21 protein-coding genes are annotated in these 24434 nt (G+C 48.5%); all 21 read right to left on the bottom strand.

Annotated features, from left to right (window positions below; genetic code table 11):
• Window position 1: 1 nt before the first annotated feature.
• A complete protein-coding gene (locus tag C8R21_RS08095; RefSeq protein WP_107762243.1) occupies window positions 2–766 on the bottom strand; it encodes a WecB/TagA/CpsF family glycosyltransferase in 765 nt (254 codons plus the stop codon).
• A 371-nt stretch (window positions 767–1137) separates the two neighbouring features.
• The gene (locus C8R21_RS08090) at window positions 1138–2418 is read right to left on the bottom strand and encodes a GH39 family glycosyl hydrolase (RefSeq protein ID WP_107762242.1); all 1281 of its coding nucleotides are present in this window, start codon (window positions 2416–2418) and stop codon (window positions 1138–1140) included.
• A 475-nt stretch (window positions 2419–2893) separates the two neighbouring features.
• Complete coding sequence (locus C8R21_RS15870) at window positions 2894–3487, bottom strand: glycosyltransferase family 4 protein (RefSeq protein WP_181258883.1); 594 nt, start codon at window positions 3485–3487, stop codon at window positions 2894–2896.
• A 1074-nt stretch (window positions 3488–4561) separates the two neighbouring features.
• Window positions 4562–5728 (bottom strand): DegT/DnrJ/EryC1/StrS family aminotransferase, encoded by a 1167-nt coding sequence (locus C8R21_RS08080; RefSeq protein WP_107762240.1) that lies wholly within the window; start codon window positions 5726–5728, stop codon window positions 4562–4564.
• Window positions 5725–6657, bottom strand: a complete 933-nt coding sequence (locus C8R21_RS08075; protein WP_107762239.1) for a GDP-L-fucose synthase family protein — start codon at window positions 6655–6657, stop codon at window positions 5725–5727. Before C8R21_RS08075 ends, C8R21_RS08080 begins: the two co-directional genes overlap by 4 nt.
• 60 nt (window positions 6658–6717) lie before the next feature.
• Window positions 6718–7803, bottom strand: a complete 1086-nt coding sequence (gene gmd / locus C8R21_RS08070; RefSeq protein WP_107762238.1) for a GDP-mannose 4,6-dehydratase — start codon at window positions 7801–7803, stop codon at window positions 6718–6720.
• Between the two features lie 45 nt (window positions 7804–7848).
• On the bottom strand, window positions 7849–8244 hold the full coding sequence (locus C8R21_RS16410; RefSeq protein ID WP_258192318.1) for a hypothetical protein: 396 nt from the start codon (window positions 8242–8244) through the stop codon (window positions 7849–7851).
• A gap of 172 nt (window positions 8245–8416) precedes the next feature.
• Window positions 8417–9304, bottom strand: a complete 888-nt coding sequence (locus C8R21_RS08060) for a glycosyltransferase family 2 protein (protein ID WP_258192321.1) — start codon at window positions 9302–9304, stop codon at window positions 8417–8419.
• A gap of 113 nt (window positions 9305–9417) precedes the next feature.
• Window positions 9418–10941: an O-antigen ligase family protein gene (locus C8R21_RS08055; protein WP_107762236.1), complete on the bottom strand. Its 1524-nt coding sequence runs from the start codon at window positions 10939–10941 to the stop codon at window positions 9418–9420.
• Window positions 10893–12431 (bottom strand): oligosaccharide flippase family protein, encoded by a 1539-nt coding sequence (locus C8R21_RS08050; RefSeq protein ID WP_107762235.1) that lies wholly within the window; start codon window positions 12429–12431, stop codon window positions 10893–10895. Before C8R21_RS08050 ends, C8R21_RS08055 begins: the two co-directional genes overlap by 49 nt.
• A gap of 308 nt (window positions 12432–12739) precedes the next feature.
• Window positions 12740–13672: a glycosyltransferase family 2 protein gene (locus C8R21_RS08045; RefSeq protein ID WP_107762234.1), complete on the bottom strand. Its 933-nt coding sequence runs from the start codon at window positions 13670–13672 to the stop codon at window positions 12740–12742.
• Between the two features lie 309 nt (window positions 13673–13981).
• Window positions 13982–14143, bottom strand: coding sequence for a hypothetical protein (locus C8R21_RS16100; protein ID WP_219906626.1), 162 nt, complete (start codon window positions 14141–14143; stop codon window positions 13982–13984).
• A gap of 9 nt (window positions 14144–14152) precedes the next feature.
• A complete protein-coding gene (gene epsI / locus C8R21_RS08040; RefSeq protein WP_107762233.1) occupies window positions 14153–14830 on the bottom strand; it encodes an exosortase-associated protein EpsI, B-type in 678 nt (225 codons plus the stop codon).
• Between the two features lies 1 nt (window position 14831).
• Window positions 14832–15746 (bottom strand): exosortase B, encoded by a 915-nt coding sequence (gene xrtB / locus C8R21_RS08035; RefSeq protein ID WP_107762232.1) that lies wholly within the window; start codon window positions 15744–15746, stop codon window positions 14832–14834.
• A gap of 229 nt (window positions 15747–15975) precedes the next feature.
• Window positions 15976–16905: a chain length determinant protein tyrosine kinase EpsG gene (gene epsG / locus C8R21_RS08030; protein WP_107762231.1), complete on the bottom strand. Its 930-nt coding sequence runs from the start codon at window positions 16903–16905 to the stop codon at window positions 15976–15978.
• Window positions 16906–16927: 22 nt separating this feature from the next.
• Window positions 16928–18316, bottom strand: a complete 1389-nt coding sequence (epsF, locus tag C8R21_RS08025; protein ID WP_107762230.1) for a chain length determinant protein EpsF — start codon at window positions 18314–18316, stop codon at window positions 16928–16930.
• Between the two features lie 12 nt (window positions 18317–18328).
• A complete protein-coding gene (gene epsE, locus C8R21_RS08020) occupies window positions 18329–19123 on the bottom strand; it encodes a polysaccharide export protein EpsE (RefSeq protein WP_107762229.1) in 795 nt (264 codons plus the stop codon).
• 28 nt (window positions 19124–19151) lie between these two features.
• On the bottom strand, window positions 19152–20123 hold the full coding sequence (locus C8R21_RS08015; RefSeq protein ID WP_107762258.1) for an EpsD family peptidyl-prolyl cis-trans isomerase: 972 nt from the start codon (window positions 20121–20123) through the stop codon (window positions 19152–19154).
• Between the two features lie 261 nt (window positions 20124–20384).
• Complete coding sequence (gene epsL / locus C8R21_RS08010) at window positions 20385–21707, bottom strand: XrtB/PEP-CTERM-associated polysaccharide biosynthesis outer membrane protein EpsL (protein ID WP_258192317.1); 1323 nt, start codon at window positions 21705–21707, stop codon at window positions 20385–20387.
• A gap of 129 nt (window positions 21708–21836) precedes the next feature.
• On the bottom strand, window positions 21837–23306 hold the full coding sequence (locus tag C8R21_RS08005) for an undecaprenyl-phosphate glucose phosphotransferase (RefSeq protein WP_375136001.1): 1470 nt from the start codon (window positions 23304–23306) through the stop codon (window positions 21837–21839).
• Window positions 23248–24051, bottom strand: a complete 804-nt coding sequence (epsA, locus tag C8R21_RS08000) for an XrtB/PEP-CTERM-associated transcriptional regulator EpsA (RefSeq protein ID WP_107762227.1) — start codon at window positions 24049–24051, stop codon at window positions 23248–23250. Before epsA ends, C8R21_RS08005 begins: the two co-directional genes overlap by 59 nt.
• Window positions 24052–24434 lie beyond the last annotated feature (383 nt).

Here is a 24434-nt window from a genome sequence, read left to right as displayed (position 1 = left end):
GCTACCGCTCTTTAAAAAATAGTTGATGCAGGGTGAACCAGATAAAGAGGGTGTTCGTAATAAGGTAGCGCTTCCAAAGTCTACGTGGCTCGTGAATCAGACGGACGAGCCACTCAAGACCAGCCTTTTGCATCCATAAGGGTGCACGAGTTATCGTTCCAGCATGATAATCAAAGGCTGCACCAACGCCTATCATTACCGCATTAACCCGCCCCTTGTGAGAGGCCATCCATTTTTCCTGCTTTGGACAACCTAAGCTAACCCATACTGTCCCGGCCCCGGAATTATTTATGCGCGCTACTTCGGCTTGATCCTCCTCGTCCGTGAGAGGGCGAAAAGGAGGGGATACGGCCCCTGCTATTTTTAGGCGGGGAAAGGTCTTTATTAGTCTGTCTTGCAAGGCATTCAGCGTTTCGGGTGAGCTACCGTAAAGGTAAATAGATTCGCCACGTCTGGCCGCCTCCTCACAATAACGCCACATTAAATCCGGACCATTTATGCGTTGTTGCTGCAGGAAGCCGCGATGACGCAGCATCCATGCAATAGGGGCACCATCCGCAGTAGCCATATCGGCTGCATATAAAACTTTTTGGAAGAAAGTATCCTGTGTTGCGGTGACGACCGAATGAACATTGCAGATACAAACATATCGACTCTCCCTTAATGCCGCCCAATGTTGAATTCGTCCAATTGCTGTTACCCAAGTCAATACGTCTATCGGTGTGTGTAAAACCGTTGTAGTAAGTCGTTCAGCTTTTTGATTCATGTTTCACTTTTACTTCACGGTGAATGAGGAGTGCGAACACTAATATTTAAAATCTGTCATAGTTCCAAAAGGAAAGTGCGAAAGCTTAGTACAGCAGATGGCATTGTCCGAGCAAGCAGCGAAGAAACGCAACCTCTCGAATTCGCAAGTTCTCGTAAACCATCTAAGGTCTGTTAACACATATTACACATGTCATTGTTTATAAAATTTTTCTTTAGATGAAAGGATTCTGGGTAATACTTTGAGTTCAATGAGTTACTTTGAAGTGTTAACAGGCCCTAGTACAGTAAAGTACGATTGAAAATGAGATGCCCAAACAAAGTATTTTATAGAGTAATTTTTCAAAATTGGTATCGTAATGTTGAATATCGCTACTTTTTTATTGATAAGAAGATAGGGTCGGGACCAATCCGAACAAAACTGTTCTTTATCTCGAGCGTACCTCCATCAAGGGCTTCGACCCGATTGATATTCCATTCTCCCGGTACCTGCCAATCCTGCGCGTTATCGTCTTCTGTCCATACCATCCATAGTCGCTTACCATCCGCTTGAGTAATAGAGCAAGTCCATATGGACTTGCTCTGACTGCAGTCTTTCAGTATTCCTCCAGCAAGTAGCCTAGCCATCCTGTCATAAGCGGCAGCAGCAGGCTTCAGCTTAAAAGTGTCAAGTTCTATCAATCCCATATGGACATTATCCCAGGAATACCAATAGAAACGGGAAACGCCCCTAACCCAGTTCAATACTAGGGCTCGTGCCACATAGGCCGCGCCCCCCCTATCATCCAGCTTCTTCCATTTTTGCTCTATCAAGCCAAGCGGCACCTTTTTTTTCTGTCTGCTCTCCATCTGCCAGCCTGCTTCCGTATTCCAGAGGGGCTTCTGATCAAGGCCATGCTTCGCCATCACGGCCTGTGCCTGCTTAATAAGCGGTAGCATGGCTTCAGGGGGATGCGTGGGTGCATAGAAATGACTACCCACGACGTCCAGATACGACGCTCCGCCTTTGGCAAAATACTCGTCTAGCCAGATGTAAGCAGGTTGACCTCCAGTTACTGAAGGAGATACGAAAACAATATCAGGGTCTACCTCCTTGAGTGTTCTATAAGCTTCACGTGCCAGTTCTACCAGCTTATCTTTACTTCCTGAGTAGAATCCGGGCAGGTTCACCTCGTTCCAAAGCTCGTAATTTTTGATTCGCCCCTTGTAGCGTGTAGCAACGGTATGTACATACGTGCGCCAATCCTGAAGATCGGAAGGTTCGGCGGCGTTACCCGGACGATAGTTGGAAGGTTCAGTGGGGCGAGCTGACGCCCAAGCGGGGGACAAACCCAAAGGCAACAAAAGCTCAACCCCAGCATTTTCTGCTAAAGCTACGTACTTGTCCAAAAGTTCAAAATCCCATTTACCTTTGGACGGCTCAAGGCTTGGCCAACCCACATAAGCATCCCATAAGCGCCATGAGCCGAATTTGACGGAAGGCCAAGGTGTCTTGGCAGCGCTGGGATTCCAGTAGGGGGCTTTTCCGGTATTCTGAATATGCAAGCCAAAGTATTCTTTAGGAATAGGCTGATTGATTTCCGCAGCAGCCTCAAGTGCAGACGGAATGGTTATCGAGCTTATCATCAATAAAGCACTTAGAACCTTCATCATCTCAACCTCCACCGTTCATCGTCCTAAAAGAACTCTTGTTTAAAGTTCGCTCCCGATCATTTGGCTGATTGCTTGTATTCTTCTCCCCTCGGGAGATCTTGAGCATAGTAGTCTTGAACAAGTGCTCATCCCGAATATTACACATCATCTGACATTGCATCCCGGCTCTCACCACATCAGTGCTTCTAGAGAATTTCTCCCCTCAACACTCCCCTGCTTCCACAGGCGGAATAACTGGCAGGACTCATACTGCTCGTAATCTTTTTTAAAGTTGTCGGCACCTCAAGCGAACACTGATCAGGTTGGGAATGTGTTGAGGGAACATCGAGCAGATCGAATCTCCAAAGTGAGGCGGGAACAACTTGAACCTTGAAGACAAATACAAGCTCTTTTTTCGCCAGTGATACCCTCCTTTATGAGCCGTCGCAGGCCCGCGGTTATAAGAAAAGATTTGCTAGATTCTGGGTTGATAATACTAACGATGGCCTGGCGATTGCAGACATCTCTCAATTCCGTCTACGAATCGTTCCACCATGTTGTTAAGCGTGTACAACCTGGCACCCTCTGTTGCTGCTAAACGTAATCGCGCATGTTCGGGACGGTCTTTCAACACCCGAATGACTCTCTGGCTGTAAATTTCCACATTATCCGGAGAAATGATGCCATTATGCCCGTCCTTTAGGTAGGCAATTTCCGGGCCGTGCTTTGCATCTAGTGTCGTCGCCATGGGAAGGCCCGCATAGAAAGCATCCAGTACATGTAGGCCAACAGCACCGGGATTAAAAATCACGTCTGCCAGTCGAAAATAAGGGGCTTTTTCCAGACCCCTGAGCGCTCCTAGGTATTTGATCCAAGGCCGAGATCGTACTGCCGATCGAATCTCCCCTGCACTTGGCCCGTCACCGATCACGATCAAGCGGAAATCGGGTAGCTCAGCATGCACATAATCGGCGGCAGCAATCATGAAATCGAGCCTTTTGTCCGGATAGAGTGAACCGCAAAACAAACCTATTGATGATCCCCCGATGTCCGCACGCAGCCGTTCTACACAATCATCCGTGACTGCCATTAGGTCTGATCTGAAACCCTCGTTATCGATCGCGTTGTTAACGCACGTTATACGGTTCCTTGGATACCCATTTCGCTCAACAATATTTGCACTCAATTCTGTGTATGCGAACCACCAATCTACCCGCGTAAGTGTGAATCGCTTCCATTGTTCGCGCAACCCCCTCGAGGCATTGCTCTGGAAATTTGCTCCGTGACCCCAGTAGGCCACCTTTGGGCCACCCAACTTGCGACGCAGCAGCAACGGATAATTGGAGAGAATACGATTCTCCTGCATTACTATAACCAAGTCCGGGTCTCCGAGCGCAGCTGGAAAAGGCTGCCATATGATGTCGCGCTCCCCAAGCTCCCACACTCGATTTTGGACTTTATACGCCCACGGTAACGATCCCTCATCTTTTTTAACCGCTTCACGTCGGGTCGCTCCCCCGTGAACTAGACATAGATTAATACCACGCAGCGCACACGACTGACGCAAAAGATTGAAGAAAGCAAGCCTATAGTGTAGAAGGCGGTATTGAAAAATAATTACCTGGGTCATTTTTGTTAAGCCCCTTAGACGACTGGGCTTTCTGTAAATCGCGCTTCCTTCATTTGAAACCTCAAGACAAAATCCTGCCAGAAAGCTCTATTTTTTGCTTCTAAATCACAGGCGAAGAACTGTCAAGTTTCCCTATAGTTTCTCGCTCTGATATACGTATCCGTAAACGACAATTTTTTACTCCAGTAACAAGTGCTGGGAAGTCGCGATCTATAGCCAGATAGAAAAATCTTAAAGAGTTCTTTCGCTACTGTTCCAGCAGAGAAAGACATAAAAGGATACTTTTTAACCAGAACAATTTCAAATCCGAGTCTTATTAATAGGTCGCGGACTGTGAGATCCACCAGGCTTCTCGCCCCTATAATCCATGACACACCCTCCCGACTCATTATCAGCCTTTTTAGATGTGTCCGTGAAATCGGGGGAAAACCCCCTTGAGATGGAAAATTAATGAGTTCGACAGTGGCAAGATCAAGACACTTTCCCCTGAATACTCAAAGTGTCAATCCAAATTTTGACTATTTCTTGCCTGATTCAAAGTTCGGCTATCGCCGTCATTGCTTCGGGCATAGGAAAGTGTTGATTCCCAATAAATAGGCCATTCTTATCGATGTGATTTGCATTTTGCAAAATTCCGTGCGTTTCTGAATCAAATAGTTTTACCACCTCGTTTTTTGCGAAGTTGCCTGCAACAATTGGTCGACACTCAAAACCGAGATCATTCAGTCGAGTCAGCAGTTGTTTGCGCGTAAGACTGCTGCCAGGTCGGATCACCAAACTGAAACCAAACCAGCTACTCTCTCCAATCTCTTGCTGGATGATTATGTCGGGATGTTTGTCCAAAGTTTCTTGCCACAGTTTGCCATTCTTGCGCCTCTCATCTACTAAATTTGGCAGGCGCCTTACCTGCTCCACACCCAGTGCTCCCTCCAACTCTAGAGGCCGAACGTTGTATCCAGGCAGGACAAAACGAAATGACTCCTCGAACGGGTCATCGCTTTTAGTACCGCATACGTGGTTGTGTTTTGGCAAGTTTCTGGTCCAGCCATGGGCTCGCAATGACAATAGAATATGGTACAGCTCTTCATCGTCAGTTACGACCAATCCCCCTTCCATTGTTGAAATGTGGTGGCTAAAGAAGGAACTGAAGCTACCCATTACACCAAAAGTTCCTGCGTGTTTTCCGTTTAGTTTTGCGCCCATGGATTCACAGTTGTCTTCCATAAGCATGATCTCACGATCACCTATGATTTGATTGATGCGGTCAAAATCATTCGGATTTCCGAGAAGATTTACAGCAAAAATCATCCGGGTTTTATCTGTCACCGCTGACTCTAGCTGGTCAAGATCAAAATTTAGTGTGTTTAGATCAATATCGACAAATTTAATCTTTAACCCGTACTGGTAAAGAGGGTAGTAAGTGGTACTCCAAGATACCGCTGGCACTATGACCTCATCCTCACGTTTCAGCTTAAGCCTTGGGTTCTTGGTATAGAACAACGCTGCTACTATCAACAAGTTAGATGAGGAACCTGAATTCACCATCACACAGTATTTGCTGCCTATGTAGTCAGCGAAATCGCGTTCAAATGCTCGAACGTTTGCTCCCATGGTAAACATTCCTGACGCAATGACTCGCTGCATTGCGTCAATTTCTTCTTGGCCCCAGGTTGCAGTAGCCAAAGGGAACTTGTAGTTCATTGAAATTTCTCCATCAAAAAAAATTGATATGTTTCTCTGATACCAGTCTTTAATTTCTGCTTGGCATGCCATCCCCATTCCTGTTGGCGTTCTACGCTAACCAGTTTGCGCGTCATGCCAACAGGTTTGCTTAAGTCGTGTACAAATGAACCTGAATAATTCATTACATCTGCAGCGGCTTGGTAATACTCATTGATGGAGCAGTCATGCCCGAGACCTATGTTCATGAGGGCAGGCATGGAATCAAATCTTTTTACAGCCTGTACGAGTGCATCTGCCAAGTCCCCTGCATACATGAATTCTCGACGTGCAGTGCCATCTCCCCAGATTTCCACGGTTTCATCACCCCTTTGTTTGGCTAAATGCACTTTGTAAATGATTGCTGGAATCAGGTGTGAGTGGACTGGATCGAATTTGTCATGCTTGCCGTAAATATTGCATGGAATCAATGACTTGTATTGATAATCGGCATTTTCCCGAGTTATATATTCGCATAGCCGTGCTGTAACGACTTTTGCGAGAGCATATCCCTCGTTTGTCGGCTCGAATTCACCTTTGAGTACTAATTCTTCGCGCAAGGGCTCATTGTGGTTCCGCGGGTACATGCAGGAGCTACCCAGGTTAATTAGGCGCTTTATCCCCGCTTGTCGTGAAGCCCAAACAATGTTACGTCCAATGTCGAGGTTTTCCAGTAAGAAAGCTACAGGCTCGCGCATGTTTGCCTGGATGCCGCCGACTTTACCGGCGGAGTGAATCACCATGTCCGGTTGATGTGTGTTCAGATAGCGCTCAACAGCTTTGTAGTCCCGTAGATCTAGTTCACTGCTGCGCGGAGCGAGCATCTCAAATTCGCCAATGTCCGGATGTTCGAGCAGATTGCGCCCGACCATACCGCCACCTCCTGTTAGAAGAATTCGCATTTTGTTCATCCTATTACCCCTATTATTCCTGAGAGAAGAATTCGCATTTTGTTTATCCTATTACCCCTATTATTCGTTTGGGATGAACGCAGCGTAACCGTGTTTTTTCACTATTTCGTCACGCTGAGCGCTTTTAAGATCTTCGCGTACCATCTCGCTAACGAGCTCATCAAAGCTGATCTTGGGTGTCCACGCTAGTTTATTTTTTGCTTTGCTAGCATCGCCAAGTAACGTTTCAACTTCGGTGGGACGGAAATAACGCGGATCAACTGCAACGAGACACTTACCGGCTTTGTCGTAGCCTTTCTCGTCAACACCATCACCCTTCCAGGTAATGCTCATGCCAAGCTCTTTTGCTGCAGCGTTGACGAAATCACGCACACTGTATTGAACCCCAGTGGCGATGACAAAATCCTCAGGTTTATCTTGTTGCAGCATCAACCATTGCATTTCGACATAATCCTTGGCATGGCCCCAATCTCGCTTAGCACTTAGATTTCCCAGATACAAGCACTCTTGCAGCCCAAGTTTGATGCGTGCCAAGGCGCGGGTTATCTTGCGGGTGACAAAAGTTTCACCTCGGATCGGGCTTTCGTGGTTGAACAGGATACCGTTGCAGGCGTAGATGCCGTAGGCCTCGCGATAGTTGACGGTGATCCAGTAGGCATAGAGCTTGGCCACCGCATAAGGGCTGCGGGGGTAAAATGGCGTGGTTTCTTTTTGAGGAATCTCTTGAACCAATCCGTAAAGCTCAGAGGTTGAAGCCTGATAAAAACGCGTCTTTTGGGTTAATCCCAAAATACGAATTGCTTCAAGAACGCGTAATGCACCAAGTGCGTCGGAGTTGGCCGTGTACTCCGGCTCTTCAAATGAAACAGCGACATGACTTTGTGCTGCGAGGTTGTATATTTCATCCGGCTGTATTTTCTGAATGATGTGCGTCAGACTTGAGGAGTCTGTCATGTCACCATGGTGTAAATAAAAGGCGTCTCCTTTTTCGTGCATATCGTGAAATAAATGATCGATACGCGCGCTATTAAAAAGCGAACTGCGCCTCTTTATTCCATGTACTTCATATCCTTTGTTTAGGAGAAATTCCGCAAGATATGCGCCGTCCTGTCCTGTTACACCTGTAATCAATGCTTTCTTTGTCATTTCGCTCTTCCGTAGTTGCCTGAAAATCTAACAATGTATCTTCGCCTAAGCACCTACCCGACTGCACCTTGATGATTTCCAACGGAATGGTGGGTTGGCTAGACGATGTACTTCGCCCAGTGGGATGTAGGTGGACTGGTTTTCTGTCAGGGTGAATGCTTTGTCGCCATTGGTGATTTCGGCGGTGTCCTTGACGACAATCCAGTGTTCAACCCTGTGATGGTGCTTTTGCAGGCCTAGGCTGGCTTTGGGTTTAACCTGAATGCGTTTGACTTTGAAGCGGCCGCCTTCGTCAATACTGTCGTACCAGCTCCCGGGGCGGTGTACCTGGCGGTGCGGGTTGTGTTCCTCGCGCTGTTGCTGGCTCAGGGCGTTGACGATGTGCTTCACGTCCTGGCTGCGTGTTTTGTCAACCACCAGCACCGCGTCCGGTGTTTCCACCTCACGCAGTTGCTTCTGGGCCAGGAAGCGTTGCTCTTCGTTGCTGACGATGTAGGGTGTACCGCCCAGGCGTGGTCGTCGGGAGTTGTCCCTATCAATTAAACAGGGGCGCAGATAATAATTGGCTAAATGAAATGTTTTGTCTTCTTCATGTGCGATACGTATTTTCGTACTAATATCCGTTCCAACGGACTCCGCTTAATGCAACTATTCGCCCTAAACCACCTATCGCACGCCGCCATAGCTTTATTGCGTAATGCAGGCCGAAGGGTGCCATGATGACTCCAGCAACTCCGAAAACAGCGAACATTCCCCCACCGACCATTGCTCGAATTGTAAGTTGCAATCGAGTTGCAGGATGCTCAGACCAATAATTTGTCGCTCCTCGAAGGCGTCTCTCCAGAACCCATGAGACACGCTGGCGCTCAAGTGGTACCAGTTCGAACACCTCAGCCTCGTCACACCACGCAAATCGCGCTCCACGAGCCTCAATGCGAGCAAAAAAATTGTAATCTTCACCCCCAGTGTTAGCAAACCGTATGTCGAAAGGTGGAACGTCAGTTCGAAACCATTCTGCTTTAACAAGCGCATTACCTGTACGAGCTTCTCGTGCATCTATTTGTGTTCCAGTTGGGTATCGAGCGCGCTCGAATACCCCGCTACGCCTGGGCCACGCACGCGAGCCTTCAGGAAAAACGGGAATGACCGGACCGAATACCCCGTCGGCATCGCTTTCGGCGCAAGTCGCGTAGAGCGAAGCTAGCCAGTTCTCCGTAGCGGTTTCGTCATCGTCGATCCATGCAATGAAATCTCCGCAAGCAAGCGATACTGCCGTGTTTCGCGCGAATGAAATGCCTTTCCTCGGTTCAATCGCAAAGCGGATATTTAATCCTCCATAATGTCCTTGTGCCTTCTCCACAACCTCCGCCGCAAATCCGGCCGGATCGTTATCCACAACGATTATTTCAAAGGACTTGGAGAAGCTTTGTCTTGCCAAACTATTCAGAAGTGCAATCAATAGGTCAGGCCTGCGGTAGGTGCACAAACATACGCTGACCACAGGTGTCTTCCGGTCATCAAGGTTTGTTTTCACCCTGAAAGATGAACTGGAAATCGAATTCAAGTTAAAAACAGTAAAAAGGCTGGAAGAGGCTTGACACTTTATCTGCCAAATTATGCAGCACTTGTTGTGCCGTCCGCGCCACCGCGCTGAGTTCGCATCGTTGTACCAGCTTTTCTCCTGTTTTCTGGCTGAATGCTGGAGAGATGCCCTGTTTCTTTCTCTGGCAAAAAGCCGATACATGCGACCATGGCCAGAAGCTGGACAAAAAATTCCAGTTGAATAACACTTAATGAGTTGAAGGGGGTTTCGGTTATACTTCTGATAAGCATCAGAGCGACAAACGCAAGAGACATGCCTTTCGAACGTTTGGCCGCCCTGATCGCATACATCGTTAGTGTGACGGTGTAGAAGGACAAACCTAACGCACCTACAAGGCCGCCGCTGCTTAAAGATTGCATGAGTTGATTATGAGCGTGAGGTGCGATCAACATGCCAACGCTCTCGCGATAGGCGGGACCCCATATGGAAGGCCCGTAACCGAATATGGGGCTGGCCATAAATTCCTGCCAAGAAAGAAGCCAGATCCAGGTTCGGCCTGTCAGCGTTGCGACGCTATGCCCATCATGAACATCCAATTGATCAATGAATTTTTGCCCAGCGTCAATACCCAGCCATACCATTGCAATAACACCCGATAGCAAAAGGCAAAAAGAACCTGTGATAGCTATGAACAGACTGGATCTTGGCGAAGAATTCTTACGGCCCTCATAGTTATATAGCGCGAGCAGTATTCCTACAACTCCGGCAGTGATGATGCTGGTTTTGGATTGAGATAAAAGCAGTGAAATCAACACAAGAAACCAGGAAAAGCGATTTAGTTTGCAAGAATGATAGGGAAAACGCCAGAGGCAAATCACCAAGGCTACTGCCAGCGGGCCAATACCGTTGGCATGAGTTCCAAGTCCATGATAGCGCACTGGTATCCCTGGTAAAAATCCGGAATATCCTGTTTCAATCACTGCTTGTGGCATTATCACTGCCCCTAGCACACTGCACACGAAAAATAATAAAAGACTGTCGCGCGCAAAGCGGAGACAAAATTCCGCCTGGGTCTGTGCAACCAGAAAAAAGCCGAAGTAAACGGGAAAGGCATATAAGTACTTGTGATCAAAGAATGGATGAGAGCCGAATATCCCATTCGCAATCTGGTTCGATAAAATGAAAACAACGAACGCCCAGAAAAGGCCCCAACCGCGAACACTCGCCCATTCGTGCCGAATAAGGAAACGCAGAATACGTTCAACGCACAGGGCAAGCACACCGAGTGTAATCAAACGATTGACCCAGAAAGAGGAATAAACATTCTCAACTACATCGCCCAGCATCAAGGTACCTCTGTCAATGACCCGGCCTGTCACAAGGGGCGCAACCATGGTAGCGACGAGTATTGCGAGAAGCGTGAGCGGGAGCAATTCACGACGTACACTAGAGCCCAGATGCAGCAAGAACCCTAGAGCAACGACGCACGTCAAAGCTAGAGTCAAGGCAGTAGTAAGATACGCGGTGCCCCATACAATTTGAGCAGTCATGGTTTTGGGTGCCGCAATAAAAATCTGGATGCGCTCCTGGCCCACCCCGGGAGTCGCTCTCCTTCTCTCATTAGATAGGCCCGCAGATCCTGAGCCAACAATCTGGGAACCAGAAAGTACAAACTCAATAAATATGAAACAGACGCTGCCCCCAGCAGAAGGAGGAGTTGCAATCCTACATCGATATCGAGCCCAGCAATGATGGGCTTTACAGCAGCAGAAACGACACCGAGGAGCAAACTAAGGACAACACCTGCGGCTATCGCTCTGAGAAAAGAGGATATGGGAATTTTCAGGACATATAAAGCGGCTGCCGCCATCGCAATCGACCGAAAGGCAAATAACGACGCTGCTGCAATGGCCAGTGTTAGCGGCGGCAAATCAGTTATGAAATAAAGCACCGCCAGCCATAGAAACACCAGGGGCAACTGTAAGCGCAACTCAAGCTTCGTGTGCCCGGAATTCCACAGCACCGGAGTAGATATGCCCCAAAGCAGCAGGAAAGGCGTTGCGAAAGCGAACGGAACCAGGAATGGAGAGGCCTCAGCCCATTTTACTCCATACACTGTCTCTATAATAAAATCACTTCCCCACCCGATGACGATAAAAAACGGAAAAGCCGTCAGGGTTATTAGCGAGAGTAATCGCAAAAAAATCGTGCGCAATGCCTCATGGTCCTCCTGGAGGCGGGCGCCTGCCGAGAAGAAGACTGCTTGCAAATTTACAAATATTGTAAAAGCCGGCGTGTTGACCAGATTATATGCTGTTGTATAAAGTCCTACTATATAAGCAGAATAAATCTTCCCCACCCATATTTTGTCAACTCCATTCAGTATCCAATTCACGAGATTGGTCCCGAAGGCCGTAAGACTATAACGTAGCATGTGGTTACCATCCTGCGTCTGCAAGCGAAGAGAAACTGGATGTCGCACTTTTGTATATAAAATTGTGAAATGCATAGCTGCCTGAATCAGCCATGCAACAGCCAAAGCATTATGTCCATATCCAGCGAAGGCTAACGGAATACCGACACAGGCAAAGCCTAGAAAATAGCTGATTAGTTGGGATATTTGTATCACCTTGTAATTCAAGGACTTTTTTAACAAGTTGAAAGAAAGGGCGGTCAGGGAATTTATCAGGATGACCAGAGAAAGCGACTGGAATAAAAACTCAGCTTTTGGCTTAGAAAAGAAATTCGCGATCAAGTCACTTGCAAAAAAAATACTTGTGGCTACAGACAATCCGAGAATGCATTGCCATGTCCAGACGAAGCGTATGTCGTCAGCGGAGATCGATTTCTTTTGGATCAGGCTGTATGCCAAGCCAACGTCATAAAAGATCGCGGTAAGACCGACAACGATCACACCAAGAGAAAAAATACCGTATTCTGCTGGTCCAAGCAGCCGCGCCAAAATAACCTGCGTTACGAACTGGAGAACGATTTTAAGTATGGAACCGCCGGCACCCCAAAAAAAAGCCTTGAAGCTTTGTACCGCCAAGTCCTTCTGAGGGGTGATAGCAGCTTTAGCGCTCATCTCCCATGCCTGCTGAACTCACAATATCTTCGGCTGATTCTATTCTGATTGCACCAACGTGTGCCCATATCACTGCCGCACTGAACATACCCTTTCTGCTCGAGAACGTAGCCGTGAAACCTCTGCTCGAAATCTCGAGTGTGGGAATCGAAGGCCAGTATGTGCGGCGACACAAAGTTTTGCACTTTATCCCTGTTTGATATTGGATCCGAATCCATTAGCAGTAACATAAAGCATGAATCCTTCCCTATGTTATTCAAGGAGCAACAGCTCAAATCAAGTTCGGTGTACAAAACGTGTACAGCGCCTCATACCCACTTCAACCATTGCAACTTCATAAGTCTGATCGGCAGACACAAGCGAATAAGAGTGCGAAGCCAATAGGTAAAATGGTACATTGAGGGGGTCTGAAAAATCAGTCTCGCCGCATCGAAGCGTCGCGCTTTAGTAATCAATATGCGAACTGCACTCAGATACCCTACTGACGCCATACGATACGCTCCCGATCTTAACTGTGAAGGATAGTTGGGCGTGCGAGCCCGTTGGGCAAGCCTTGCATAGCAAGGGAGGAGATAATCGGGTAGGGAACTGTACAGGCTATTTGCGATTTCCTGTGAGTAACACATAAGCGGCCTGGGAGAGAAGGCGACCAAGGTGGATTCCATTAGTCGGAAAATAACGTCCTGATCCTCACCAATATTCTCGCCCAGGGGGAAATAGATATTTTCTCGAAAGAGAGTATCCTTTCGCACGCAAAATGACCCTGTATGAATGAAGGAACCGCGTGACCAGGCAGTAAATGGATCCTGCACTAATTGGGCTTTCCCACTATCGAAAGTCATCGGGATATATGCAGGCTCCCTTCTTCCGTTTGGCCACTGTTTATAAAAACTGGTTGCGTAGACCTCGGTGCTTGGAAAGTCTTTGATGAGTTCGACAATTTCTGCTATATAACCGTCGAGATAGATATCATCGGCATCGAGAAAAGTAATATATTCCCCGCGAGCTTCTTGAATCCCCCTATTTCTGGCAGATGAAACTCCCCCATTTTTTTTTCTTATAACTCGTACCTTCGAGTGGTTCAATGCTTCCACGCGTTCTGCGCCTGAGTCAGTGGAACCGTCGTCCACTACGAGGACTTCCATTACCGCATCACCTTGAGACACGGCTGACTTGACCGCATTCAGCACATAGGTTTCTTTGTTATACAATGGAACGACCACTGAAACTTGGATGCTCATTTATTAACTTATTTAGTATTTAGAGGAACAAATCTATTGCTGCCAATAAGACTAAAGATTGACAAGAAATAGGGCCTTTCATCGGGTAAAAGTTTTTAAGCCATTTACTGAACAATTTAATCTGAAAGCGCCCAGCACAAATGGCAGATAACTTGCGGGGACCGGAATAAAGATTCTTCTTCCCAGGAAGTCGATTTTAACTTGTAGGGACCTAGTTTTGATGGGAGCAGAAGAAAGAGACGGGAGAATTCCAATGTGTTATTCGTTCAAGGTATCTTCAAAACTACCTAATCGAATCTCCTCACGAGATTATTCCGTTTCGCGATTTTCGGTATACCTCTGCTGACTGATTTTGTGGAGGTCGTTTTCCGCGGCTATGAGGCTTTCTTCCTCAAGGAGTCGCTCAATATTAAGTGCTTCCGCTTCCATTGCGCGAAAATCATGCTGGATCAGTGTAGTCCCCTGCCTCATTGTTACAAACTAAAGGTTGCCGTTTATCTTGTACCGATACTCAGGTGCTAATGCTGCCAACATCTGATTGGCAAATCTCGCCTGTATCTCATATGCAGCTTCACTATCGGGATCAATGGAAGATATGCGAATGAGCATCCCATCCGGTATTTTTCCATTCAACCCGTACCTCATTTCTGCAAGCTTCTTCTGCAATCCTCCCTGAAACACGGTGTTGCCAACCACTGTCCAGTACGTAACAGGCTCGTCTCGCTGACCGAGACTGGTAAGGATACGAACTACGGGTATAATGCCACCTTCCGTAATAATATCTCCCTTTTCCTTGTTTTTCAGTAGGAATCCCTGAGCTGGGTAACATACCTCTGGATAATGGATCTGCATGGAATCTCTCTGATCGTCTCCATATGCTATAGCAAGCATAATGCGATAGCCCTTGGAATTCACGTAAGTGCGACTCAACGTTTGTGTATAAATGCTGTCGATCAACTCTTTCTGCTGTGGATCGACCATTTGTACAAAATTATGCTGCTCTTCCCGCCAATCTCCGAATTCTCTCGGGATTATTGTGCCCAAGTCGATGGCGGGTCCCAAGGCGGCGATTTTTTGAGTAGGACGCATACTCAGCGCCAAGGCCGAGGCTGAGAGCATAAGCACTAGAAGCAAGCAATTTCTTAGCAACGGGTTCATTTCATGCTTCGCCTAACGCGCTACTCCGAACACCCCGCAGCTTGACCAGCAGTTGTAGCAGGGAATCGGTACCTATGATCAGAAGCAGGGCACTAAGGAAAAGTACCATACCCGCAAATCCGTGTAAGAAGCCCTGGCCAGCCTCGTCCCCAAAATGATAAGTGATAAGCGTTAATACCATTACGCGAATAACGTTGGCGGTAAAGGATATCGGAACAATAAAAATTGCCAAGGCGATATTTCTGAATAACGAGTCGTGACGAATCAGATTAAGGTAGAGCAGTCCCAGTGCTTCGAGTGTAAAGAGGGTGTGCAGCCCGGCACACGCATCGGCGACGAGTAGCTTGTATTGCCCGATTTGCAGGATAACGCCGGTACGGGCGATAGGATAGTTGAACCAGAAAAGAATAGTTTCCGCCACATAGGAAACTGCCATTTTCATCGGCATTGTCACGGCATCAACGAGAGCCGACGGAAGAGGAATCATGAATAACATGAAAAAGAGCGGAAACCACTGCATCCTGAGCGCAGTTGTTCCACACACAAGCAAGAGGATAGAGGCAAGCAGCCAGATTACCGAGCCTATCTCGAGCAATAGGATTTCTTGAGAGCGCCCGATGACGTAGAGCACTAGTCCAATTATAAAGATCAGCCACCCGGCAGGGGCCGAGGACTGGTTCGCACTTCGTTGCCACATTAGTGGCCACTTCCGGTAAATAAGCCAACAGGCGATGCTGAGAACAATCGGGCCATGAGCTTGCTGATCAGTAGACCAGATACCTCGAAATAGGTCAACCAGGCTAGGTAGATAAAGTACGGTTAACCCGATAATGATAGGCAGCCACAAGAGCAGAGGGTCACGCGATCCCCCAAGCAGGTTCTTTTTAGTTAAGATAATTGAAGAATTAATAGCCATCTTGCGGATTATTTCGCATCTTTTGCACTAGAGAGATGTCGCTAATGCTGGGATTTTGCTTGAATAGATTACCCCAAACCGTTCTTTTTTCGTGAATTCGAGATCAATCTTCGAATAGATACCAGCGCCACGCGTTCCGACGCAGTTTTTACGTTTACGGACCCTCCATTGAATTAGAGTCGCGCTCAGTTATCGTAGTACTACCAAGTGCATATCAGTGCTTTAATTATCAGAATTCATTCAACACTGATCCCACCATTGAAACACCTGTCTGCTGGAAGCGCCCCGCAAGTTCGGCTGCTCGCGATACCGGTGTATGGTCTTTGCGAACTACGATCAAAGCAGTGGAAGCTTCGGTTGCTATGATTTGCGCTTCTGCATATGCGCCTGCTGCCGGTGTATCCAAAATAACAATATCGAACTCAGCACCGAGCGATTGCAATAAATTAGAGAAAACGGGACGGCCGATCAGTTCCTGCGGGTTTGGCGGCACTGCACCCGCTGGCAATAGGGAAAGCCCGAGTAATGATGGAATCCTGATAATACAATCCAGGCCACCCCGGCCTGCGAGAAAGCCGGATAAACCCGTTCCGGCACGTGTCTTAAAAAACTCCTGTTGACGAGGGGCACGAAGATTTGCGTCAATAAGGAGGGTGCTCTTGCCCAACTGCGAAAAAATAATGGCCAGATTCGCAGCTATAAAGCTGCGGCCTTCGCCAGCACCCGGGCTTACGATGGCAAGCACGTTCTGATCAGCATCAGGATGAAACCAGCGTAGCATAAGTTGGCTACGCAGACCCCGCAGGTGCTCAACGACAGGACTGAATGGCTTGTAGGCCGCGAGTAAATGATGACTGAGACTCTCGTCTCCTGCGGGGAGATAGAGATTGTTAAACTGACGAGAGAGAGCAAAACGTACATCATCCTCCGTAAGAAAACCGAGGTTAACGGCAACTTCTCCAAAGCGTTGCCCCTGCTCCGCCTGGACCTCCAATATGCGGCTTATATTTTCTTCGGATAACCTCCCCGCACCTATGAGAATCGCTCCAATCGAACTGCCGTTCCCCACAGTTTGGGTTCGTCCGGTCAGGAATGGTTCCCGCGGGTTTGAGGTATGACTGCGTTTAATAGTGGGTAGACTTGCGCTGACAGGATTCATGGCTTAATTTCCGTTTGAGATATCAGCTCGATTCCGCTTTGAGTAGCTTCGGAATCCGCTTGGGAAGTTTTCGAGGTGGGCCTGATAGAACTGCGAGGACGGGTACCTCCATAACCTCAAGTAAATCATCCGCAGAGCGCACCCGGCGATTCATGATTTCCAGCATCAAAGCTACTCCGACACCGAGCAGCGTGCCAAGAAAAGTAGCAATCAACATATTGAGCAGTATCTTGGGCTTGGAGTGGCTTATCGGTATCGTAGCGGGATTTAGTGTGGCAATGTTGGTTTGCACTGAGAGGCTCTCGAGCCGGGTTAGAGCCGAGCGTTGGCTCACGCCCTCGAAATCACGCTGGGCGGCTTCGACATCGCCCTTAAGAACACTCAACTGGTCACGTTGCCTGTTGAGTTCAAGCACCCGCTCTTTCTGCTTCTCCATTGCTTCCAGCAATTCTTCTTCTTTTCTCTTCCCCACCTCATAGGATGTACCAATACTGCCGTGTATTTTGCTTATCTCAGCTGCCAACTTGTTCCTTAGCGATGCGAGTTCGGTCTGAGAGCGCTTCGTCTGGGGGTGATTTGCTCCGAGGTTAACACTGGCTTCCTGAAGTTTGGCCTCGAGCCGGGCAATGTCTGCCTTGAGACCATTTACGAGCGGATTCTGGATTACCTCCGCTAACGTTTCCGGATCCTCTCTCCCTTTCCGTTTGCTGCTGCTGTCGGATGTCTGTGCCTGGATGAGGGTAAGTTGGGTAGAAAGATCGTTGAGCTTCGCAATTTCATAATCAAGACGTTCATCGGTACCAACCAGACCGGTATTCTGCTGATAAGCCGAGAGCGCTCCCTTGGCTTTCTCGAGTCTGTCACGCATCGCCCGGGTCTGATCTTTAAACCACTCGGCATATTGGCGAGCGGGAGCAACTTTCAGATCGAGGTTGACGTCGATATATGCCTGAGCGAAGGCGTTTGCAACAGCTGCCGCAAAGTTTGGTTCGTTTCCGGTGTACTCTATTTGTATGACGTTGCTTTCGCGTGACGGTTTAACGTCCAGTTTCTGTTTAAGCAAGTCTGCCAACCCGGCTACGAGATCGCCCTTTTCACCATCCTCGACCCATTGCTCTTTGATAAGCGGGTTCTCATCCATTCGCAGCATTTTCACAACACGTCGGGCTACACGGTCGCTATTAATGATGTCGACCTGGGTGGCCATGTATGCAGGAGCAGCCAAAGCCGGCAGAACCATGCCGGCGACCGGATCAGGGGATTTGATATCCACCACTACTGCGGCAGTTGCTGTATATTGCTTCGGCAGCAGCAAGCTGACCAGGAGTGTCGCTAGAACGACAAACAGCAAAGTGAAGAACACCACTTTGTGACGCGCTCGAAGGATAAGCAGGAATTGATGAAAGGTCATATTATGTCAGCGTCAGAAAATGCTTTCACGCACATAGATTATGTCATTGGGCTGGACAGCGTCGGTCATTTCGGGTGAAAGCTTCTCTACGACTCCTTCCGCGTTTCTCCGATGAAGACGCAGCCACCATTCGCTACCTCGGGGAGTAGGACCGCCACCCTGAGCCAAGGCCTGCATAACAGTCATGCCCCGTTCGATACGATAGGCCCCAGGTCGTTGCGCCTCCCCATAAATGTAAAAAACCGGCGCGCGATGGACATAAATCGTATCCCCTCCGGCAAGAATGATATCCTCCTCTGATCTTTCGTCCAGATAGAGAGCAGGAATATCGATCACCTTTCGGAAGGCCTGTCCGTTGCGTGTACCGGTAACAATGGCGTAGTCATCACCAAGCGCGGTAGTACCACCGGCGGCAGCTAGCATATCACTCACCCTGCTGAGTGTTTCCAAGGGAAAACGGCCCGGCCGGTTGACCTGGCCAAGCACACTCACCTGATTGCCTCGCATCTGCAGGAGGACAATGGTTACCTGGGGTTGCTTTATGAAACCACCCTTTTTAAGGGCGGCTGCAAGCTTATTTTCGGCAGAAGCAACAGAAAGCCCTCCGACCTCGAGAGCGCCAACCAGTGGAAACGTGATGGAACCACTTTCGGAAACTCGGGTTTCAGTAGTAAGGTCGGGGTTTTGAAAAACCTGAACGCGCAGGATATCACCCGGACCCAGCGGGTAGTCAGGGCTCTCGGCAAAAGCCTTAGCCGAAGACAACATTGATAAAAGGATCAAGGTACGAACCAAAATTTGGAACATATTGTCGAACTTCCTCTTGATAATTGCGTTATCTCAACAAACCAGCCGCACCCTTTTCAAGGCCGGTATTATCGACTTGCGGTGAATTCGTATCCGTAGTACTGGCGACTGACGGAGCGGAATGTTCTCCGCCGGATACATTTTTATCCGGAGCAGCGAATTCGCCCATATAGGTGATATTGGCTTTTGCCTTGAGAGCTTTTATTTCCCCCCTCGCAGCTTCTGTTGCACGCTGATTTCCAAGAAACTGCTGGATACGCGGTAACGCCGCTGCTTCGGTAATCGGCACTGTTTGTGCGGCGGCAATGCGCATGAGGGTAATCGATTGCGGACCCTGGATGAGCAAGCCCTGGCCGGGTTTCAGTGGATGTATCTTGGGCAGGAGCTCGAGAGGAATCTGCTCGGCAGAACGTGTTGCGCTGCCAGCGGCAAACTTTATCTCCTTGCCTTTCAGCCACTTTGCAATGTCTTCCATGGGCTTGCCCGAGTCGAGCATTTGCCGCAGTTCGTCCGTGATACCGGCTGATGAAGGAAGGACAATTTCCTGTATGTTATAAATGCGGCGTTCCGCGAAAAGCTGAGGATGCTCCGAATAGTAGGTTTCTGCTTCTTCGACGGTTGGCTTTGGGGTGGCCGCAGTGATCTGCTCGAGATAGGCACGTGCAAGAATCTCTCTACGAGCGTTATCCAGGGCCATGAGAACCTCCGGTGAACGGTCAAGTTTTTTATTGATAGCCTGTTCTACCGCAAGCTCCTGATCGACCAGGCGGTCAAGAACTTCCTGCCGAATTCTGGATGCGTTTTCCGGAGAACTTGCGCTATTGCGCGTAGCTCTAGCCAGAACATAATTGAGCTGATGCACGGAGATTTCGCCGGAATTTACTTTGGCCGCTACCTGACTGGCCGGTTGTTGTGATTCTTTTTTGTCGCAGGCCACGAATCCTAAAGCAAGCAACGGGAGTAATAGTGGCGTTATGAATTTCTGACGATTCATTTTCATATGATCAAATTTGTTGAGCCATTGGCTTTCGGTTAAAGAATAGGACAAATAATTTAAAACAATTCGGTGTTTCAAGTATTTTAAACTTCCCGTCAGTACAGATTCTCATCAATACGGTCGTGTAATTCAGGTACTTGACAACCACGGTAGCCGAGGTGGTATTTGGCCGCAATAGTCCGTTCGTACTATCAGACTCTCATTGTAAATCACCTTCTCCCCACTCCTCAGTAGTAATAATAGCGAAACATGGTTGCTTGATCATCAGAAATTAAGCGTGGCCGAAACACTTCCTGCGGTGCTGTCAAAATCAAAGCCGCGATGGTTGGAACTGCGATGATCCCGATGAAAAGCGGCGCTTAAATAGAGTGTGTTAAGTGGCCGCCAATCAAGAGCAACCAAACCGGAATGCATTTGATCGCTCCGACTCTCTGTAGGAAGGGGAATAACAGCGCCATGAAAATCACTTAGAACATAATCATAGCGCACCCGCAATGCAGTCTTTTCCGTGATTTGCCACGTCGGGGCAATCGAGAAGCGATTGGTGGCAATGTAACTACTCGAGAAACGCTCAAAGATAGAATGCTGAAAGGCAAATGGTGCAGTCTGATAATTGGATAATTGTCTGGACCATCCCCCCACCACTTGCACTTTGCTGGTCGGCATCCAACTTATATTGAGATCGCCCACGAAGCCGGCGAAGTCGCGCTGGGGAAAATGAGCATGCTGACGATCGAGGTAGCCAACTCGTCCCTCTATGGAGGTCTTGACCGTGATGGGCCAACGCATGCGGAGCTCGTGCTCCATTTCATCGAAACGGGTATCAAAGAGAACGTCGGCACGGGGCTCCGGTCGATCGATGAACTCTCCGCGCCCGCTTCTCACTTTGTAAGTAAGCGAGCCACCGGAACTTGAGACATAGCGTATTCCCCCCTCCACCGAGGAAACCTTATTATTAAAATCCTGAATGGTCAGGCGGCTGTTCTTCATGACGCTATGGTCCAGGCCCCCAATGAGATGCCAAGCCCTGTTAAGCTCAAGAACCCCGTCGAAATGATAGTTGTCATTGGTGCGCAGGTTGCGGTTCGTAGCATTCACAAAACCGGAGAGGTTTGCAAAATTGTTAAGCGCTTCACTGTGACGGCTAGTCAATCTGCCATACAGATAAGGGGTTACATACCAATACCAGGCCGCGCTGTAATTTTTTCCGAGAAAATCAAGAAAATCAAAGTTCATGTAACGATTATCAATCAAGGTGCCGGTTACCTCGAAGCGTTGCATGGAATATCTTTTATTAAACCCCAGAGTTGCAGACGTGATAATGATCTGATCGGCTCTACGTGGTTGGCCGGTAAAAGCAACCGGGTCAACAAGGGAAGACAAACGAAAGACATTGCTGTCGTACGTAAACGTGGTGCCTGCGGTCACACTGAAAGTCTTGTCGGGAACCATCCTAGGGGGATGCGGTATCGACTGTTGAGCCATTACCTGTTGCGCATCCAACAAAAAAAAACCTAATAAAGGAGCAATTACTGCGATCCAACGACGGCGACCAAGGGAAAGATTTAACGGCAATCTTTTTTTCATTTTAGATATCTCTATCTTTCCGATACAAAGAAGGCTGCAAGAGTATCACCTTGACTAACGGGAGGATAGCGGAAGTGGTATTCGTGTTAACGGGTGCTGAGAGGCTTTGCGGCGCATGGAGGGAAGCATTTAATATGCAGCCCGATCTTTCAGTACTACCAGAATAGTCTTGCAGATGATGTGCAAATCGAGCCGCAACGACCAGTTGCGTAAATAATCGAGATCATGATCGATGCGCGCCTGCATCTTGTCCAGAGTCCTTGTCTCTCCGCGGTAGCCATTGACCTGCGCCCAACCCGTAATTCCCGGCTTTACCTTGTGCCGGATCATGTAGCCTTTTATAAGATTGCGATATATCTCGTTGTGCGCCACTGCATGAGGCCTGGGACCGACAATGCTCATGCGCCCCTGCAATACATTGATGAACTGCGGCAATTCGTCCAGGGAATTCTTCCGCAGGAAAGCGCCGATGCGGGTTATGCGGGAATCATCCCTTTGTGCTTGCCGGATGGTATTCCCATCTTCGCAGACGCTCATCGATCGAAACTTGTAAACGAGAATTTCCTCGCCGTCCAGCCCATAGCGTCGCTGCTTGAAAATAATGGGGCCTGGCGAATCCAAGCGGATGGCAGTCGCGATGAGCAGCAGAAGTGGCGATATGAGTAGAAGGATCAGCAGCGAGAGGATAATGTCGCTGGCCCGCTTAATGATCCCATTGGAACCCGCAAAGGGGGATTCGCAGACGGCGATAACCGGCGTACCGCACACCGTCCCGCTTCGCGCCTGGATAAGATCAGTAATAAACATGTCAGGCACGAAATAGATTGAAGCAGTCGTATCCTTCAGCTCGTCGAGAACATGCAGAATGCGTGGCTGCGAGGCCATCGGCAACGACAGATAAATGAACTGAATGCGGTGCTCCTTGACAAATTCAGGGAGTTCTCGAAGTCTTCCGAGCAAGGGATTATGGCGCGTGTGTGGAAGTCGGCTCTCATTCCGATCATCAAAAAAACCGGCCAGTTCCATATTGGAATAACGCGTTTCATGGATACGACTGGCGAACGCTGCCCCCTGCTCGTTCATGCCAACGATGATGGCGCGCTGTGGCGGACCCTGGAGCATGAGGAGATAGGGTGCAGCGATACGGAACAGCAGATGGACGCCGATTTGACTTAAGGGCGCAGCCCATAGCCATGTGATGAGCACCTGGCTGGAGAATTGTGCGATATAACCGGTGGCAAAACCGAGAAAAAACAGTAGTAAAGCCATCCAGAACCAGGTGTAGAGCACGTCGAAGATAAGGACTTTGACGGATGACCGGAGATGTGACGCACCTGGAAAGGAGATAGAGAATACGATCACCGACAGGATCAAGTAAGGCGGGAGCAACTCGCCTTCAAAACTGGTGCTTATCAGCCATAACGAAAGTGTCAGTATTGCCGGATCAAGCACTGACTCGACCGCGCTCAGCATATTGTTAGCCAGCGGGCCTTTCGTCTGGCGCGTGGTAACAGTTGAAGCGGAAAATGTGGGATTTGCCTCAGCCATGACCAACACGTTGCTCAATTTTGGAAATGGCTTGCACCCGGTTGTAGACATCGAGTTTCCGGAATATCTGGTGCAGGTGGTTTTTGACAGTGTAAGAACTGATGCGCAGGATACTGCCGATTTCGGCATTTGTTTTGCCCTTTCTTACCCAGGTCATTATTTCGGCCTCTCGCTCGCTCAACCCACGGATATCGAACTCCGGCGCATCTGTGAGGAGGGAGGGCCTGCAGGAGTGCTGCGGCAAGGGTGTTACGCGGCGCAAAGCCGTATCAAGGTAGGGCAGCAGAATTTCCATTGCGATCAATGTTGAATCGTCAAGCTTATCCTTCGAACTGAAGACAACATAAAGGCAGTCATGGTGTCCGCGCTCATCACTGATACCATGGAACAGTGACGAGCGCATGTTGCGTAACGCTCTTCCGAAAGAGCAGTGCGCCGCCCCATCCCCCTGAAGAATCTCCGACACGCCTAACTGCGCCTCGCAAACCCTGGATGCACAAGGAATGCGTCCCCTCTCAATCCACCGGTTGTAGGATACGCTCAGCAATGGAGAAAGCCGGTCCAACTGCAATTGCGCCGTTCTGAGACCGGGTAGCGGGGAAATGATGTCGTATCGAATATTGTTCGAGCCGAAATCGCCCCAAGCCGCAAGCAGGATCTCATGGGGCAAATAATGCTGCACCTCCCCTTGCAGCCATTTTAGTAGATCAAAATGGCGACGAACTGCTGTTCCTTCCTGAATGATGCGAAAGTAACGCTGAAGATGATCATCAGTGAACGGAGGGAAGAAACCCATTTTATTTGTGAGTAATTGGTTTATTGAATGGGTTAAATAACTCAGGCTTTGATACTAGCGATAAAACGTATGTAAATTGTGGGCGGAGGCTGCCGTTACATTCCGTAGTTGATTGTTCTTTCTCTGATACAGCCCAAACGCCCCTGGTTTCCCCCTCAGTCTTTCCAATGTTGGACGCTGTGAGTTCTGCTCGACACTGTGCTTCATTTTGGCTTCCGCTTTAGCTTTATCGGGAGTATTTGAAATAATGACTCACTACACTCACTACAAATAATGGCTTACTACTGTTACCAAAGTATTTCGACCGCTACCATCAATATTAGGGATAACAGGTGAAAAGTCTTCCCTGCTAACGACTGCTACCTGCAAAAGAGCAAAAACGA

The sequence above is a fragment of the Nitrosospira multiformis genome, from assembly GCF_003050865.1.
Classification (GTDB): domain Bacteria; phylum Pseudomonadota; class Gammaproteobacteria; order Burkholderiales; family Nitrosomonadaceae; genus Nitrosospira; species Nitrosospira multiformis_E.
Note: the sequence above shows the minus strand (reverse complement) of the source record. Positions and strands in the feature narration are given on the sequence as shown.

Coding starts and splice junctions, on each gene's coding strand:
- C8R21_RS08095 (WP_107762243.1), bottom strand. CDS start 766: ATGAATCAAAAAGCTGAACGACTTACTACAACGGTTTTACACACACCG.
- C8R21_RS08090 (WP_107762242.1), bottom strand. CDS start 2,418: ATGATGAAGGTTCTAAGTGCTTTATTGATGATAAGCTCGATAACCATT.
- C8R21_RS15870 (WP_181258883.1), bottom strand. CDS start 3,487: ATGGCAGTCACGGATGATTGTGTAGAACGGCTGCGTGCGGACATCGGG.
- C8R21_RS08080 (WP_107762240.1), bottom strand. CDS start 5,728: ATGAACTACAAGTTCCCTTTGGCTACTGCAACCTGGGGCCAAGAAGAA.
- C8R21_RS08075 (WP_107762239.1), bottom strand. CDS start 6,657: ATGAACAAAATGCGAATTCTTCTAACAGGAGGTGGCGGTATGGTCGGG.
- gmd (WP_107762238.1), bottom strand. CDS start 7,803: ATGACAAAGAAAGCATTGATTACAGGTGTAACAGGACAGGACGGCGCA.
- C8R21_RS08050 (WP_107762235.1), bottom strand. CDS start 12,431: ATGAGCGCTAAAGCTGCTATCACCCCTCAGAAGGACTTGGCGGTACAA.
- C8R21_RS08045 (WP_107762234.1), bottom strand. CDS start 13,672: ATGAGCATCCAAGTTTCAGTGGTCGTTCCATTGTATAACAAAGAAACC.
- C8R21_RS16100 (WP_219906626.1), bottom strand. CDS start 14,143: ATGAGGCAGGGGACTACACTGATCCAGCATGATTTTCGCGCAATGGAA.
- epsI (WP_107762233.1), bottom strand. CDS start 14,830: ATGAACCCGTTGCTAAGAAATTGCTTGCTTCTAGTGCTTATGCTCTCA.
- xrtB (WP_107762232.1), bottom strand. CDS start 15,746: ATGGCTATTAATTCTTCAATTATCTTAACTAAAAAGAACCTGCTTGGG.
- epsG (WP_107762231.1), bottom strand. CDS start 16,905: ATGAATCCTGTCAGCGCAAGTCTACCCACTATTAAACGCAGTCATACC.
- epsF (WP_107762230.1), bottom strand. CDS start 18,316: ATGACCTTTCATCAATTCCTGCTTATCCTTCGAGCGCGTCACAAAGTG.
- epsE (WP_107762229.1), bottom strand. CDS start 19,123: ATGTTCCAAATTTTGGTTCGTACCTTGATCCTTTTATCAATGTTGTCT.
- C8R21_RS08015 (WP_107762258.1), bottom strand. CDS start 20,123: ATGAAAATGAATCGTCAGAAATTCATAACGCCACTATTACTCCCGTTG.
- epsL (WP_258192317.1), bottom strand. CDS start 21,707: ATGAAAAAAAGATTGCCGTTAAATCTTTCCCTTGGTCGCCGTCGTTGG.
- C8R21_RS08005 (WP_375136001.1), bottom strand. CDS start 23,306: ATGTCTACAACCGGGTGCAAGCCATTTCCAAAATTGAGCAACGTGTTG.
- epsA (WP_107762227.1), bottom strand. CDS start 24,051: ATGGGTTTCTTCCCTCCGTTCACTGATGATCATCTTCAGCGTTACTTT.